This is a genomic window from Fischerella muscicola PCC 7414 (assembly GCF_000317205.1).
Taxonomy (GTDB): domain Bacteria; phylum Cyanobacteriota; class Cyanobacteriia; order Cyanobacteriales; family Nostocaceae; genus Fischerella; species Fischerella muscicola.
In genome coordinates this window covers 15,201-28,629 of the sequence record NZ_AJLK01000152.1, presented here as the reverse complement: position 1 = coordinate 28,629, position 13,429 = coordinate 15,201, and the positions used below count along the sequence as shown (strand labels likewise).

The 13,429-nt window shown below is 38.4% G+C and carries 15 protein-coding genes; 10 read left to right on the top strand and 5 right to left on the bottom strand.

Going from position 1 to position 13,429, the window contains the following annotated elements; translation table 11 throughout:
• Positions 1 to 184: 184 nt before the first annotated feature.
• From UYI_RS0123990 to UYI_RS0123960, 6 genes are all read left to right on the top strand, one after another.
• Entirely contained in the window at positions 185 to 592 is a 408-nt protein-coding gene (locus tag UYI_RS0123990; RefSeq protein ID WP_016869222.1) for a response regulator, read from the top strand.
• A gap of 1,538 nt (positions 593 to 2,130) precedes the next feature.
• Positions 2,131 to 2,382, top strand: a complete 252-nt coding sequence (locus UYI_RS0123985) for a hypothetical protein (RefSeq protein ID WP_016869221.1) — start codon at positions 2,131 to 2,133, stop codon at positions 2,380 to 2,382.
• Positions 2,383 to 2,435: 53 nt separating this feature from the next.
• Positions 2,436 to 2,924 carry a DUF1269 domain-containing protein gene (locus UYI_RS0123980; protein WP_016869220.1) on the top strand — a complete coding sequence of 163 codons (489 nt, stop codon included), beginning with the start codon at positions 2,436 to 2,438 and terminating at the stop codon, positions 2,922 to 2,924.
• A 511-nt stretch (positions 2,925 to 3,435) separates the two neighbouring features.
• Positions 3,436 to 3,573, top strand: a complete 138-nt coding sequence (locus tag UYI_RS38135; RefSeq protein WP_016869218.1) for a hypothetical protein — start codon at positions 3,436 to 3,438, stop codon at positions 3,571 to 3,573.
• A gap of 298 nt (positions 3,574 to 3,871) precedes the next feature.
• Complete coding sequence (locus tag UYI_RS37775; RefSeq protein WP_162140417.1) at positions 3,872 to 4,072, top strand: hypothetical protein; 201 nt, start codon at positions 3,872 to 3,874, stop codon at positions 4,070 to 4,072.
• Positions 4,073 to 4,304: 232 nt separating this feature from the next.
• On the top strand, positions 4,305 to 4,637 hold the full coding sequence (locus UYI_RS0123960; protein ID WP_016869216.1) for a hypothetical protein: 333 nt from the start codon (positions 4,305 to 4,307) through the stop codon (positions 4,635 to 4,637).
• Between the two features lie 689 nt (positions 4,638 to 5,326).
• Here the strand turns inward: UYI_RS0123960 and UYI_RS0123955 are convergent.
• On the bottom strand, positions 5,327 to 6,073 hold the full coding sequence (locus UYI_RS0123955; protein WP_016869215.1) for a hypothetical protein: 747 nt from the start codon (positions 6,071 to 6,073) through the stop codon (positions 5,327 to 5,329).
• 129 nt (positions 6,074 to 6,202) lie between these two features.
• Here UYI_RS0123955 and UYI_RS0123950 point away from each other — a divergent pair, with 129 nt between their 5' ends.
• Complete coding sequence (locus UYI_RS0123950) at positions 6,203 to 6,790, top strand: thermonuclease family protein (protein WP_016869214.1); 588 nt, start codon at positions 6,203 to 6,205, stop codon at positions 6,788 to 6,790.
• Positions 6,791 to 7,026: 236 nt separating this feature from the next.
• Here UYI_RS0123950 and UYI_RS0123945 read toward each other — a convergent pair whose 3' ends face one another.
• Positions 7,027 to 8,532, bottom strand: coding sequence for an ABC transporter permease subunit (locus UYI_RS0123945; protein WP_016869213.1), 1,506 nt, complete (start codon positions 8,530 to 8,532; stop codon positions 7,027 to 7,029).
• Between the two features lie 81 nt (positions 8,533 to 8,613).
• On the opposite strand from UYI_RS0123945, the gene UYI_RS0123940 reads away from it, so the two are divergent.
• Positions 8,614 to 9,387, top strand: a complete 774-nt coding sequence (locus UYI_RS0123940; RefSeq protein WP_016869212.1) for an amino acid ABC transporter ATP-binding protein — start codon at positions 8,614 to 8,616, stop codon at positions 9,385 to 9,387.
• A 138-nt stretch (positions 9,388 to 9,525) separates the two neighbouring features.
• Here the strand turns inward: UYI_RS0123940 and UYI_RS0123935 are convergent, their stop codons facing one another.
• Both UYI_RS0123935 and UYI_RS0123930 read right to left on the bottom strand, forming a co-directional pair.
• Positions 9,526 to 9,771 (bottom strand): hypothetical protein, encoded by a 246-nt coding sequence (locus UYI_RS0123935; RefSeq protein ID WP_009453664.1) that lies wholly within the window; start codon positions 9,769 to 9,771, stop codon positions 9,526 to 9,528.
• A gap of 403 nt (positions 9,772 to 10,174) precedes the next feature.
• On the bottom strand, positions 10,175 to 10,453 hold the full coding sequence (locus tag UYI_RS0123930) for a hypothetical protein (protein WP_016869211.1): 279 nt from the start codon (positions 10,451 to 10,453) through the stop codon (positions 10,175 to 10,177).
• 505 nt (positions 10,454 to 10,958) lie between these two features.
• Between UYI_RS0123930 and UYI_RS0123925 the strand changes: the two genes are divergently transcribed.
• Positions 10,959 to 11,429 (top strand): CYTH domain-containing protein, encoded by a 471-nt coding sequence (locus tag UYI_RS0123925; RefSeq protein ID WP_016869210.1) that lies wholly within the window; start codon positions 10,959 to 10,961, stop codon positions 11,427 to 11,429.
• Positions 11,430 to 11,551: 122 nt separating this feature from the next.
• Here the strand turns inward: UYI_RS0123925 and UYI_RS0123920 are convergent, their stop codons facing one another.
• Positions 11,552 to 12,844, bottom strand: coding sequence for a hypothetical protein (locus UYI_RS0123920; RefSeq protein ID WP_016869209.1), 1,293 nt, complete (start codon positions 12,842 to 12,844; stop codon positions 11,552 to 11,554).
• 350 nt (positions 12,845 to 13,194) lie between these two features.
• Between UYI_RS0123920 and UYI_RS0123915 the strand changes: the two genes are divergently transcribed.
• The gene (locus UYI_RS0123915) at positions 13,195 to 13,413 is read left to right on the top strand and encodes a hypothetical protein (protein ID WP_016869208.1); all 219 of its coding nucleotides are present in this window, start codon (positions 13,195 to 13,197) and stop codon (positions 13,411 to 13,413) included.
• The last annotated feature ends 16 nt before the right edge of the window (positions 13,414 to 13,429 follow it).

Genomic DNA, 13,429 nt, shown 5'->3' with positions numbered 1-13,429 from the left:
AATAGCTAATTATGCGATAATGATAATCAACTGGTTTTAGAAATTGCTTACAAGTGTCTTAGTTTTTGGTTTTATTCTTCTGTGTAGAGTAATTTAATCCTAGAAAAACCCAGTGACAGAGTTTAATCCATCTTCAAAATCCCCCTTCGGATGCCCTCTTGAGCGACCTAAAGTAAATTCAGTCATGTCTGGTAAGCTCATTTTACTCATCGATCACGAAGCTTCTGTCCGAGCGATTTTGCAAGTTTGCTTAAGTCGTCTTGGTGGCTGGAATGTGCTGTCAGCTTCCTCTCTCAGTCAAGGGCTGGAAGTTTTAATGCTTAAAGAAGCATTATTGATCAGAAGACCCGATGCTATTCTTCTAGATATGCCAATGCTCGCAACAGATGGTCTTGGGGTTATTCAAGAATTTAGAAACCATCCACTTATCCAACCTATTCCAATTGTTTTGATCACCGCAAAAGCCTGCTGGTTTTCAGATCAACAGCTTAAACAGATGAGAATTGTTGGAGCGATCGCCAAGCCTTTCAACCCAATTAAACTGCCCAAACAAATTGCTGAAATACTTAATTGGGATTCACAAATAAGCTAAGAGGTTTCAAAAATAATATTTAGTCTTATTTTATCTATTTCTTATTTTCTGCTTATTTTTTTCACCTTAATATCATGTCCATTTGAGGGCGTATCATATCTGTTAAGGAGTGTAGGTAACAGGTAATTGATAATTGGTAATTAAGATACTGATGATTTTCCAATGCCCAATTCCCAACAACCAAGCATAATACCGTAATTAATACCAATTTGCCAAAAGAATGCGACATATATGCCATCTTGTAGAGACGCGATTCATCGCGTCTTTATCCAAGGATGATTCATCGCGTCTTTATCCAAGGATGTGTTGCAATCATTAATTGAATTAGTATAATTAGCCGAAATTCCTATAAATAGGTTATCTGCAATCATAAGGCTAAAACATCAAGTATCATATATTTGCTGTATGAATTCGCATTCATGCAGCTACTAATATCCTAATAATTAAAAACTTAAGTCAAATATTAAAATGAAGATTTTCACTAGTAAATATTGTTATAACAGGCAATAATTTATTAGAAGCAAAGTGTTATTGCTTAGCAAGCTTTAAACCTAAAACTGCTTTGAAGTAGAATTTATTAGACAAAATGATAGATTGACGTTATTACAAATTGGCGCTAGGATTGATGCTTTCATAAGGAAAACCCCAGTGGGACTGGGGCTGGGTTGAACGTTTCCTATGTCACTATAGTCACATGGTGGCCATTCCGAAACAGTGAATCTCGCCCATAAAATTGGGTAAAAATTAACCCCGGTTGCACCGGGGTTAATTCTGAGGCTAGCGCTGTAGATTATTACGAGCAGAGGATATAGCAGCATCCAGTAGCAAACATATGAGGTGTATCAGATGTTTTTTTGTCATTTTCACACAAATTCTCAACACGAAAAAATGACAAGTTATGGCATATGGTTCATCCTTACTACTTCCCAAGACTATGCCGTCTTGCATAAGTCAGCTTCAGTTGCCCATTGAGTGGTGAGGTGTTCGCAATTGCTCGTCGACTCAGAGCATGAAGCATAGATTTTTATCTATAAATGATCTCTCAGAAAAAAAATATCTATAGCAATCTCATTTGATTTCTCCACAAGGAAAGATTAGGAAGAAGTTTGTCACAGAAAGTCAGCGGAAATTTCAACTCTTATCAATTAATATACCAACCTCAAAAATCATTGCCATAGATGTAGCTAAAATTAAAATTTTACCAGTAGGGCTTTTGCAATCATAAATTAAAATTTCACAATTTTATAGTATAAAGAATTTCACAAAAAATAGATGTTAAAATTCAATTTTCTGATGTAAAATGCAAGTTTATATAATTTGATTAGTCTTACTTTATTTAATGTAATTTTATTATTTATCTCTTATAAATTCCTTATCACCTTCTTATTTATATAATCTAAACTGACACAGACAATCAACATTAGTTATGCATTATTTCCCAGGATATAGGTTAATCAAGGAGTTCTATGAAATAAATGTTTTGAAATCTTCTAACTAATACCAGTGTACAAAATGATTGTCAAAATTATTGAAGTACCATGCCATATCAACAAACAGTTGTCAGACCCTTGTTAAAAGTTCTATCTGTGAAAGCGAAGCATGATAAATTGCACATGCAATTTATCCATGCAAGCAAAGTAATTGTGGTAACGATTATTTTTGTTCCTGCAAGATTACATGATCAAACAATTTGGCAAGAATCACCTAGACGGTTGCATTACCACCTTCGACAACAACACCGCCCTTGGGGTATGGAAAGTATCGGTATGAACATCTCTTTAAAACAATAGCACTAGCCAATAACCACTTTGAGAACACACTCAACAACAGTAGGACAGATTCTATGGAAAAAAATCCTATTAACTTAATTATTGCTCGTTTTAGAGACCAAAAAGAGGCTGCTGAAGTACTTGAGGAGTTAAAGCTGCTCAAAAAAGAAAAAATAATTGGCCTTTGGAATGCAGCAGTCATTACTAAGAATCAAAACGGTAAGCTGTCTTTGAAACAGACAGTCCAAACAGTAGGAATTAAAAGCGGTGCAGGTATTTGCGGAATTTTGGGCGCCATTATCGGCATTGTTGCAGGTGGTCCAATTGCAGGTATTGTGTTAGATACTGCACCTGGTGCTTTCAGCCCAAAAGTGATCAATTTGGGATTTGACGAGCGAGAACTTAGAGAAATTGGTAACTCTATGGCTCCTGGTAGTTCTGCCATCGTTGCCATTATTGAACATCAATGGGTTGGAGAACTGGTTTATATCCTGACAGAACTAGGAGTCGAAATCATTCGTCAGCAGCCCAAGGACGCAGTAGCTGGAGCGATCACTATCTAGAAACGTAAATCATTTGTGAGAGACAAGATCCCCGACTTCTTAGAGAATACAGCTGGTGAATGGGGAGTAAGACCCCTGAAGAAAACACAGATTGAGAAGAACTTCACAATAAGCAGACTAGCTCAAAAAGTGCATTGGAGTACTGCACTTTTTAAGCATAACAATGGATAACCAAAGCACCTATCTGGAGTTACCTATCAAAATCAATGTGGTGAACTACTAGCAACACCCTCAACCAAGTGAAGAGTCAGAGACTCTAGTTTTCATTAGCAGGTTGAAGCTAGTAATCAGCTAACAAAAAATATATTAAGAATGTTCACAAGCTTGACTGTGCGATCGCTTTATTGTAGCAAAATAAAAAACATAATCAAACAACATTGATCATCTTTTTAAGTAGAAAAAAGCTTAATAAAAGCAAGCATTGGCTAATTACGCATGTAGTGATTTAAAAATCATTGCTGAGTAATTGCGTGCGTATTGAGGTGCAATCAAAAATTGGAGGTTAGGAATTATGGCAACTCGCAATAATTCAGAAAATAGTTTATGGCAGAAAATGCAACAAGATTCTGTTAGCTGGGGATCTTTAATACTTTGGGTTTGTGGTTTGGCTGTAATGTTAATTTTGGTGACAATGTTTGCTTCTGCTTAAATTCGGCAAAACTCCAAGTAATCTGTGCGGTTACGAAGTTCTGATGAAACTGTCTGTCAAGTTTTGAACACGAGAAAATCAACATGCATTGAGAACATCTCGCCAAATGGCTACTCGAAGTTGCTGCGCTTTCGACAATTATCATTCCGATTGGTGTAGATGCGGTCTTGCTGGCAAAAGGTCATATGGATAACCCTGCCTGGCTGCCTCACGCAAAACAACATTGTGCCATGTCGTTTTTTGCTGCCATTTCATTTTTTTTGCTGCCATTTCATTAGGCAGCACCGCATTAGCGATTTTGAAGGCTCGTCCGGTGAGCGATCGCTTTTCGATGGATCTTGCCGCATTTTTTGGGTCTACGTTCTGGATTGGACTGATTGCTGCTGGCTTATGGACTGGAACTTCTTACGCTTTTCTCAATGTGACCCAGTTCTTGGCAATATTCGCGAGCCTGAGTTGGGTGGAATCACGATTTATCCTAATGTTGTGCTTGGTGTAATTACTATTGCGATTGCTATAGTAGGTTATTGGTTAACAAGTCAGACAAAATCAATTGATCAATATCGCTGAAAACTCCCTATGCAAACAGATAGTTAGATTTATTGTTGTGGTGGGAGAATACAAGCCATTTTTGGTTTGTTTCAGTATCACTAGCTGTTGCTAAATTGACTCGATAAGGTCTTATAATCATCTAAAAAATTAAAATAGAAACAGTGAACGACTTAAAATTCATGAATACCAAACTTTTAGCAACAGTTATTGTATTAGCTTCTAGTAGTTTAGCTGTTTCTGTACAAGCTCAACAGCCTAATACTCAAGTACCAGCCAAATCATCCAATCAAGTTCTCAATGCTTGTGTTCAAAACAAAGCAGAGACTTTGCCAAATCCTTTTAGCGATGTACCAAACGACCATTGGGCTTTTAAAGCAGTCATGACAATGTATTACTGTGGCCCCTACCGCCAAGCGACACCGCCTGCTTTATTGGAACAGCCATCACCAACTGAAAATCAACAGCAATCTTCACAAAAACAGCAAGTTCAACAATATTTTATTGGTAGTTAGTAGTTATTGGGAAATAACCAAATTTATGCACTTCAAAAATTAGGATCGTGTTCATAATCCCAACAATGACCTTCACGCCAAACTCTACCAAGGTTGTGTTCACAATCAGCTTTATTGGTTAGCCAAGGAATGGATGTTGGGTAAAAATAATTAGATGAACGACTCAAATGAGAAGTAATTAAAGTGAATCTCAAGGAACAGATAGCATAGACGCAAGTTGAGATAACAACAAAAAACACGCTTACGAATACTATATTTTGATAATACCAAGAAAATCTATTTGTTGAAGATTGAAAAGATTGTTTTGAACTATTTTTTTGATCTAATGAAAACATAAAAATAAAAACCCAGATACTACTTAAGTGTGTACTTAAGCAGCTTTGTCTTAGATGCTGTAACAGCATATCAAATTATTGATTCTGGATCAGTATATTTAGTCATGCGTTCTTCAAAAATTTACGATATTGTGTAGTTTTCAAATGGCAATGTAAATAATACTCGATTCTAATTGCAAAAAATTTTATACAACAAAGATCCCCGACTTTTTAGAAAAGTCGGGGATCTAGGTTTTGCGATTCTCACAGATCATATATAGTTCCCTCCCCTTTACAAGGGGAGGGTTAGGGTGGGGTAAAAAATATTCGTGCAAGATATCTAATTATTTCTCCCTACATTCCCCTGTGCAATTATTAAGCGACAATTAGTTCAGAGTCACTTTCCGAAGCAGCACCATCTTGTACTAAAGAACGAGTTTGTCCTTTACCTTGCAATATATTACTTGCAAACGCTAACAAAGCGTTTACTTTACGAGTACGCCACTCATCTACCAGTTTTTGCACCTCAGCAGCAGACATCAGTCGCATCATCGCTTCATAGAGATATGCAGCATGGCCAGTTTCATCCTTGGCAATACTCAACATTCCTAACTTGAGATTACGACTTTTTGGATCATCATCAGGCAACACGTTTGCCATCCGTGCAAAATCCTTACTGGCGTCTAGTTCTAGGATGTAGGTACTACCCATGAAAACATCCCAGTCAATCACATCTGGTTTTAACTGTTCTTGAGTGTAACCATCGTAGTACGCAGCAAAAAAAGGGCTACGTCTTTGTTGTGATTTGTTTTCCTCAGTTGCTTGCGGTAAGCTTTTGAAATCAATCACTTGTTTATTTAGCTGCTTTAAAGCATGGGCAAAAATTTGACCATGTCTAGTTTCATCTGCTGCATGTTTTGCCAATTTTTCTGCTAACCATGTATCGCCTTCTGCGGCGGCGCGATCGCTAAGTTTTGTCAAAAAAGGCACAGAACCAGATTCTGCTAACTGAAAACCTGCGAGAACATTAGGACGGGTTTTAGAGTCACGGATTTGTGCGGCGCTGTAGTATGCAACTGCACCCGAACCCACAAGATGCATGACGTAAGTCAAAAAGTTCATGAGAAACTTATACTTACTGTTGGGAGTTTACATTTCTTATACTAACACTCAATATCTATTCAACTTCTGTCTACGTGATGATGCGCCGTAATTCTGATACATTTGGCAAGCAACCAGACAAGGAGGACTATGAATTTTAGCGTTGTGAAAATAAGTAAACAACCTTTACTTTGGCTTTGTGGGGCTATCCTAATTTTTGGTTTGATGGGATGCGATCGCCTCTTTCCTTCAGGCGATACAGTAGAACGAGTGAGCGATGGTGATACTCTCAGAATCAAAGATACAAAAGGTAATGAATTTACCGTCCGCTTTGCTTGTGTTGATGCACCAGAAATACCTCATTCGACCAAAGAAAGACAAAGTAAAGCCGCCAGCGATCGCAACCAATTTACTTGGGGAACAAAAGCGCAAGCAAGAGTGCAAGAACTAATCAACCAAGCAGGCGATCGCGTTAATCTCACAGTTACAGATAGCGATCGCTATGGACGCAAAGTTGCAGAAGTCAGATTGCGTAATGGTACTTTTATTCAAGAATTGTTAGTACGTGAAGGGTTAGCACTAGTTTATCGTCCCTATCTAAATAAATGTCCTAGTAGAGAGATTATTCAAGAAGCCGAAACCGAAGCTAAAACAAATCAAAGAGGCGTTTGGGGTGATACCAAATTTGTGAAACCTTGGGAATATAGAAGTTTGTATAAGTTAAAAGCTAAAAGCTAAAAGGCAAAATGGTTATGAATTTATAATATAGCATTCCTAAATCATTCGTGAGAGACAAGATCCCCGACTTTTCTAAAAAGTCGGGGATCTGGGCTTTGCGATTCTCACTTTTGCAGATAGAGTTACTATATATTTCTCGTAATCATCAAGTTTTAAATGATTACGAACACAGATGCACACAGATGCACACAGATGGTTTCTCGATGTGCATCTGTTGTTTTTTCATAATTCATAATTCATAATTTCTTCGCTGGATTCATCCAAGTTTCCAACTTACTAAAGAGTTGGGAAGAAAGCAGCGTTAAACATAAATATATTACTGCTACAGCCGCATAAATTTCAAAGGGGCGGTAATTATCTGCAACTATTAATTGTCCTTTGCGAAATAATTCCTCAGAACCAATTACAGCTACTAAACTCGTATCTTTGAGCAAACTAATAAATTCATTACCCAAAGGTGGTATCATTCGCCGAAAAGCTTGGGGGAAAACAATATAGCGCATCGTTTGTACAGAACTTAAACCTAATGATTGCGCTGCTTCTGATTGTCCTATTTCTATTGATTGAATCCCAGCACGAACAATTTCTGCAATGTAAGCAGCACAATTCAAACTCAACGCTATAACTGCTGCTGCAAAGCGATTAAAATTAAACGTCAAACCAAGCTCTTGCATAATTGCAGGTATGCCAAAATAAATCATGAAAATTTGTACCAATAATGGTGTCCCCCGGAAAAAATCAATGTACGCTCGTGCTGCCCAGCGTATAGGCTTGATATGAGAAAGGCGAATAATTCCAATTAAAGAACCCCCAACCAAACCCAAAACAATAGAAAATATTGTTAGTTGCAGCGTTACCAAAGCGCCTTGTAATAAAATTGGCAGAGACCGCAAAATCACACTAACAGAATTATTTAGTCCAGATCCCCCAGAACCAGTATCAGTAGTAAATGGTAATTTTGCTGGTAAATCAGGCGGCGTTGCTTTAAACCATTTTTGATAAATTTGGGCATATTCACCATTTTTCAGTACACTTGTCAAACCTTGATTAATTAATGCCAAATTAGGTGAATTTCTCGCCGTCGCAATACCGTAATACTCCTGGGTTAACAACTCCTGCACCACCTTAATTCCCTGGAGATTACCAGTATTAATTGCATATAAAGTCACTGGTGCATCATTAATAACCGCATCTACATTACCATTTGCCAACTCTTGTAATGCCAAAGGTGCAGAATCAAAACTGCGAATTTTCGCCCCTGGAATACTTTGAGCTTTCTTCGCACCAGTAGTACCAATTTGCACAGCAATTCTTTTATTCTGCAAACTTGCAAAATTAGTAATATCTTGATTGTCAGCACGAATAGCGATCGCTAACCCCGCCTTAAAATAAGGACGGGAAAAAGAAACAGCTTGCGCCCTCTCCTCCGTAATAGTGATCGAACTAATCGCTGCATCCACTGTTTTTGCTTGTAAAGCTGGGATAATCCCATCAAACGGTATACTCTGGAAATTAACATTAAAATTAGCCGCCTTAGCGATCGCCCTCATCAAATCATAAGAAAAACCTTGGGGTTGACCACCCTCCCCTATAAACTCAAAAGGAGGAAAAGCAGGTTCCGTCGCCACCTTCAAAGTTTTCTGTGCAACACTAAGACTACTGTTAAAACTATCAATACCAAGCAATAAAAAACAACACATCCCCACAATCAAACTAAACCGCAACCAGCTTAAAACCCTCATCTTCTCTTTCCTCTGCGCCCTCTGCGTCTGTGTGGTTTTTTGAAATAAACTAAATAAACCTAACACCGATCATTTCCCTTCATGAACTCCTCCACCCCCGTCATCACATTTCATAACATTGAAAAAAACTTCGGTTCCCTCAAAGTCCTCAAAGGAATTAGCGGTGAAATTAACCGAGGCGAAGTAGTCGCTGTCATCGGTTCCTCTGGTTGCGGAAAAAGTACCCTACTGCGCTGCTTCAACCGCTTAGAAAAAATTGATAGCGGACATTTAACAGTCAACGGTATTAATTTATCCCATCCCCAATTCAATCAAAAGCAACTGCGACAATTACGCACTCAAGTTGGCATGGTTTTTCAACAATTCAACTTGTTTCCTCACCTCACAGTTTTGGAAAACTTAATACTTGCGCCTTGCAAAGTCTTAGGTATAACCCGCAAAGAAAGTACACAACAAGCAGGGTTTTATCTAGAAAAAGTGGGACTATTTGACAAAGCATCGGCTTATCCCGAACAGCTTTCTGGTGGACAAAAACAACGGGTAGCTATTGCTCGCAGTTTATGCATGAATCCCCAAATAATGCTATTTGATGAACCCACCAGCGCCCTAGATCCAGAACTAGTCGGAGAAGTTTTGCAAGTAATGCAGGAATTAGCAACTGAGGGCATGACAATGGTAGTTGTTACCCATGAAATGCAATTTGCTCGTGAAGTTGCACATCGCGTTATCTTTATGGATAAAGGCATTGTGGCAGAACAAGGCCCGGCTAGTGAAGTGATCTCAAATCCCCGAAGCGATCGCCTGCGTACTTTTCTGAGTCGCCTGAATGGAGTGGTGGGGAGGTGGGGGGAGTAAGTAGTTTAAAGAATAAGTAACTACTAACCACTAACTACTAACCACTAACTACTAACCACTGTACAGAGGTGCCACGACACGTCTGGTACAACAACCAACCACCAACCACCAACTAACCACTAACCACCAACAAATCATTTAAAGATATTCGCGCAAGAAATCAAAGGGTTCATCTTCCCAACATGGTTCTGGAACCATCAAACACAATTTACTGTTGATATCTGCTTCAATTTCATCACCATCTTTCCTGTCAAAAAGTTCTTTCAATGCCTTCCAGTCACGCTCTTTAAGGGCCGATAATGGCGGAGCGTGTACTTCTTCTTGGTGTGTTTGGGAATTGAAGTGAAGAATTTTAATTAACTCCCAGGAAAGATTGTTCTTCACGATCTATAAATAAAAATTATTCTAGCTTTAACAATGGTAGTGTAACTGCACAAGCAGCATTTAGCAGCACTTACTAGATCATTACACGTTTTACACAAATAGACCGGAAATTAAGTAGAAGCCAGTCCCAATAAAAAATTTCACCACCAAGCATGGATCTCATACAGCAAGGACTTTATCAAGCTTGTCGTCCCTTCAACCTTTACCCTATTTTCAATATAGGTTTCACTACAATGAGGCGGTGATATGGTTGTAAAAAGTAAAAGCTGCTTATTTTCTATGGGAATAACAAAGCTAGTGATTTGCCTATCGTTCACGAATGATGGCTAATCATGGGTACAAACGTAAGCTGACTGGATAAATAAACAGCTTTTAATTTCTGTTAATTTCTATTCACCTAAGCTTATAAGTGTTGGTTGTGAAAGAAAATCGCATAGTAAAGCGATGGGTCAATGCGGTCTGTGAAGGGACGGTATAAATATCGCTCTTGGGTAGAATCTGATTTGTCTTCTTCGGATTGATTATCTTGCTGTACTTCTGCTGTGCGGCTGCGGGCAGATTGTGTTAAAGCAGCCAATTTTGACCATGCAATAGAAAAGGGATTTTGTAGATATCTTTGAACTACTGATTTGTGATTAGTCTCTACAACATCTACAAATACATGCTCGGCATTCTTCGACATATAAATTCTCCTTTATAGAGTAGAGTTTATGTCAAGCTTTTTCATCAACCACACTAATGCTTGGGAACACTTCAAAATTTCTCAAAAATTTCCTGATTTAACTATATGATGCAGTTAAATCAATTTATGCACTTTTAAGGCAAGACCCAAACAATTCTCAAAAAAACTTAAGCTTAGATAGAACTACTAGATAGCTAAATAAAATTCCAGAAATCAATATGATATGTAAATAAATATAAATTATGTCTGATATGAATTAAGGCGGTAAGAAAATTTCTGTTTTAGAAAGGAACACCGATAAACACCGATAAACATCGATAAACACAGATTACAGATAGGTTATGCGTTGATGGTTGAGTGGTAATTGCTGATTGTTAATTATTCATTACTATTGAAATATTATTGCTCTTAGTAAATTGACGTTATATATCAAAATTACACTTCTCTAAACAACAAATAACTAATAACTACTACCAACAAAACACCAACTAATGAAGGGATTATTATGGCGAAAGAAATAGAGCGTAAATTTTTAGTTAAAGGAGATGAGTGGAGAAAACTGGCTAAAGGTAGTGTATATCGTCAGGGATACATTGCTACACAAAAACAAGCTACTGTACGTGTCCGCACAGTAGGCAACCAAGGTTATTTAACGATAAAAGGCCCCAGTATTAACTACTCTAGGTCTGAGTTTGAATATTCTATTCCGATTGAAGATGCTCAAGAAATGCTGGATAAGTTGTGCGATCGCCCTTTAATAGAAAAGACTAGATATAAAATAGGCTGGGGTGGTTTAGTTTGGGAAATAGACGAGTTTGAAGGTGTTAATAAAGGGCTAATATTAGCAGAAGTAGAACTCACTCAAGAAACACAACAAATTGAACTACCACCTTGGATTGGTGAAGAAGTTTCAGAAGATCCCAGATATTTCAACAGTAATTTAGTCAAAAACCCCTTTTCACAATGGGGTGGTTAGTTGTTGATTGTTGGTGGTTGATTGTTGGTGGTTGGTTGTTAGTAGTTAGTGGTTAGTAGTCAGTAGTTAGTTGTTTACTCCTCACACTCCCCCATCTCCCCATCTCCCCATCTCCCCATCTCCTATTCCCCACTCCCTTCCTCAAGACGCTTCTGCCATTCTGCGTCAATTTGATCACTGCGTTCTACTTCCTGTTCTAGCAAGTCGGTTTCAGTAGAATACACCAGATCTTCTTTACCAACTATTTTTTCGGCTGCAAACTGTCCTGCATAGGCTATTTTTTGTTGCAATTGAGTATCTGCACTTGCTAATACTCTGGCTCGTGCTTGTCTAGTACGGTTGCGTTCAGTTATTTTACGATTACGCCATTGAATCCAAAAATAACGTACTAAGGGTATTCCCAAAAAACCGATACCATAAGCTAACAGTAGCCAATAAATTCCTTGGGCGAAAGCTACTAATCCGCCTAAAACTGCTGCTGCTGTACCATCTCTTAACAAGCTTCCCAGAATTAAAGCACCGACAATATTGACTACACCCAACCCAGCACTGAGGAGAATTTGTCCTGAAGAAGCTGCACTAAAACGCCAGGGTAACTCTTCTAGATAGGGTGATATTGAGCGATCGCGTTTTTTCGCAGCACTCACTTGTAAATCTGGGAAATAGTATACAATTTGTCCTTCTGGACTTACTTCTGGCTTACCATTAAATCGAGTCAAAACTGGCAGCATATAGTCTTCGTACTCTTGTTGATATGTTTCACCAATATCATCAAGGTAGGGAGCGATTTGTTCAGCTACCACTGCGCCTTTATTATTGCGAATGACTGCTGCAATTGTGCGCCAACGACGTTTTTCTAAGTTGGCGTTGGGGTTCCCATCACCAAACAAAAATGAAAATACTGCTTCCAAAAAGTTCAGATCGCTTTGTCTGCGTTGCTGTTGTCTTTCTTGGTAGTAGGTGTCGTAATCGGGACTGAAATACCAAAATAAGTTGGGAAAATAGAAAAAGCCTCCGCCAAAATCACCACCGCGATCGCCACTATCGCGATCAGAGTTAGCAGACATAATTATCACGAGAATAGTGATATAAATCAAGGCGATAGAAGCTATGAGTAGAATACCAAAAGAAATCCGAATTATATAAAATAGGATACTCCAGATTTTTCTCCACCACTCCTGCAACTGCAACCGCAAGTATTTGTTACGCAAAATATCTCGAAAATTGCGCGGAAACAGGTAAACAATATCGCCTGATTCTGCTACCTGCATATGTCCGCCAGCATCTGAGGCGAGTGCTAATAGTCCAGCACTTGCGATTTCGACATTTAATCCTGCCTGGGATGCCACATCGCCCACTGTGACACGATAACCCAACCGTTCTACAGCTTGCATGATGGCGGGATTGGGAGCCATTGCTCTCCCCTCCTATTGAAAACTACTCTTTCTTCTTCAAGTATAAAGTTTTATTTTTTGGGGCTTGGCAGTGGGAGAGGGGTAAGGGGAAAGGAAATTCATCAAAGTCACTTTAACCTCAAACCTTTTGCTTTTGACATGGTTTGATCACAATGTACCTTTGGATAGTTATGTCAATACATTAAAATATTTATTAATATAGTTATACAGAAATTAATAGTACCCAGGAAAAAAGCGCACATGTAATCAATATCACAGGGATATTTCACTGGTAGCCAAGACAGCTACTGGTGGTTTTTCGTCATATCTAGGTTCTTTGCGTATTTATTAACTAACGGAGACAAAAAAGCATGAATAAGCAGCAACCTTCTGAATCCAAGGAATTTGTCGGCTATCTTAAGAATGGAATTTGGTTGTTTGGCATTTCTTCTTGGTTGTTTGGCATTACAGACAGAAGTATTGCTTCCTTTGCAGATGGATATCTATCTGCATTGGATTTAACGCAATTATTTACAGCAGCCACATTTTTTGTCGCATGGCTATTCCTAAAGCCGACAACTAATCCATAAAAGCAGCTAGGCTAAA

Coding starts and splice junctions, on each gene's coding strand:
- UYI_RS0123990 (WP_016869222.1), top strand. CDS start 185: ATGTCTGGTAAGCTCATTTTACTCATCGATCACGAAGCTTCTGTCCGA.
- UYI_RS0123985 (WP_016869221.1), top strand. CDS start 2,131: ATGCCATATCAACAAACAGTTGTCAGACCCTTGTTAAAAGTTCTATCT.
- UYI_RS0123980 (WP_016869220.1), top strand. CDS start 2,436: ATGGAAAAAAATCCTATTAACTTAATTATTGCTCGTTTTAGAGACCAA.
- UYI_RS38135 (WP_016869218.1), top strand. CDS start 3,436: ATGGCAACTCGCAATAATTCAGAAAATAGTTTATGGCAGAAAATGCAA.
- UYI_RS0123960 (WP_016869216.1), top strand. CDS start 4,305: ATGAATACCAAACTTTTAGCAACAGTTATTGTATTAGCTTCTAGTAGT.
- UYI_RS0123955 (WP_016869215.1), bottom strand. CDS start 6,073: ATGAACTTTTTGACTTACGTCATGCATCTTGTGGGTTCGGGTGCAGTT.
- UYI_RS0123950 (WP_016869214.1), top strand. CDS start 6,203: ATGAATTTTAGCGTTGTGAAAATAAGTAAACAACCTTTACTTTGGCTT.
- UYI_RS0123945 (WP_016869213.1), bottom strand. CDS start 8,532: ATGAGGGTTTTAAGCTGGTTGCGGTTTAGTTTGATTGTGGGGATGTGT.
- UYI_RS0123940 (WP_016869212.1), top strand. CDS start 8,614: ATGAACTCCTCCACCCCCGTCATCACATTTCATAACATTGAAAAAAAC.
- UYI_RS0123930 (WP_016869211.1), bottom strand. CDS start 10,453: ATGTCGAAGAATGCCGAGCATGTATTTGTAGATGTTGTAGAGACTAAT.
- UYI_RS0123925 (WP_016869210.1), top strand. CDS start 10,959: ATGGCGAAAGAAATAGAGCGTAAATTTTTAGTTAAAGGAGATGAGTGG.
- UYI_RS0123920 (WP_016869209.1), bottom strand. CDS start 12,844: ATGGCTCCCAATCCCGCCATCATGCAAGCTGTAGAACGGTTGGGTTAT.
- UYI_RS0123915 (WP_016869208.1), top strand. CDS start 13,195: ATGAATAAGCAGCAACCTTCTGAATCCAAGGAATTTGTCGGCTATCTT.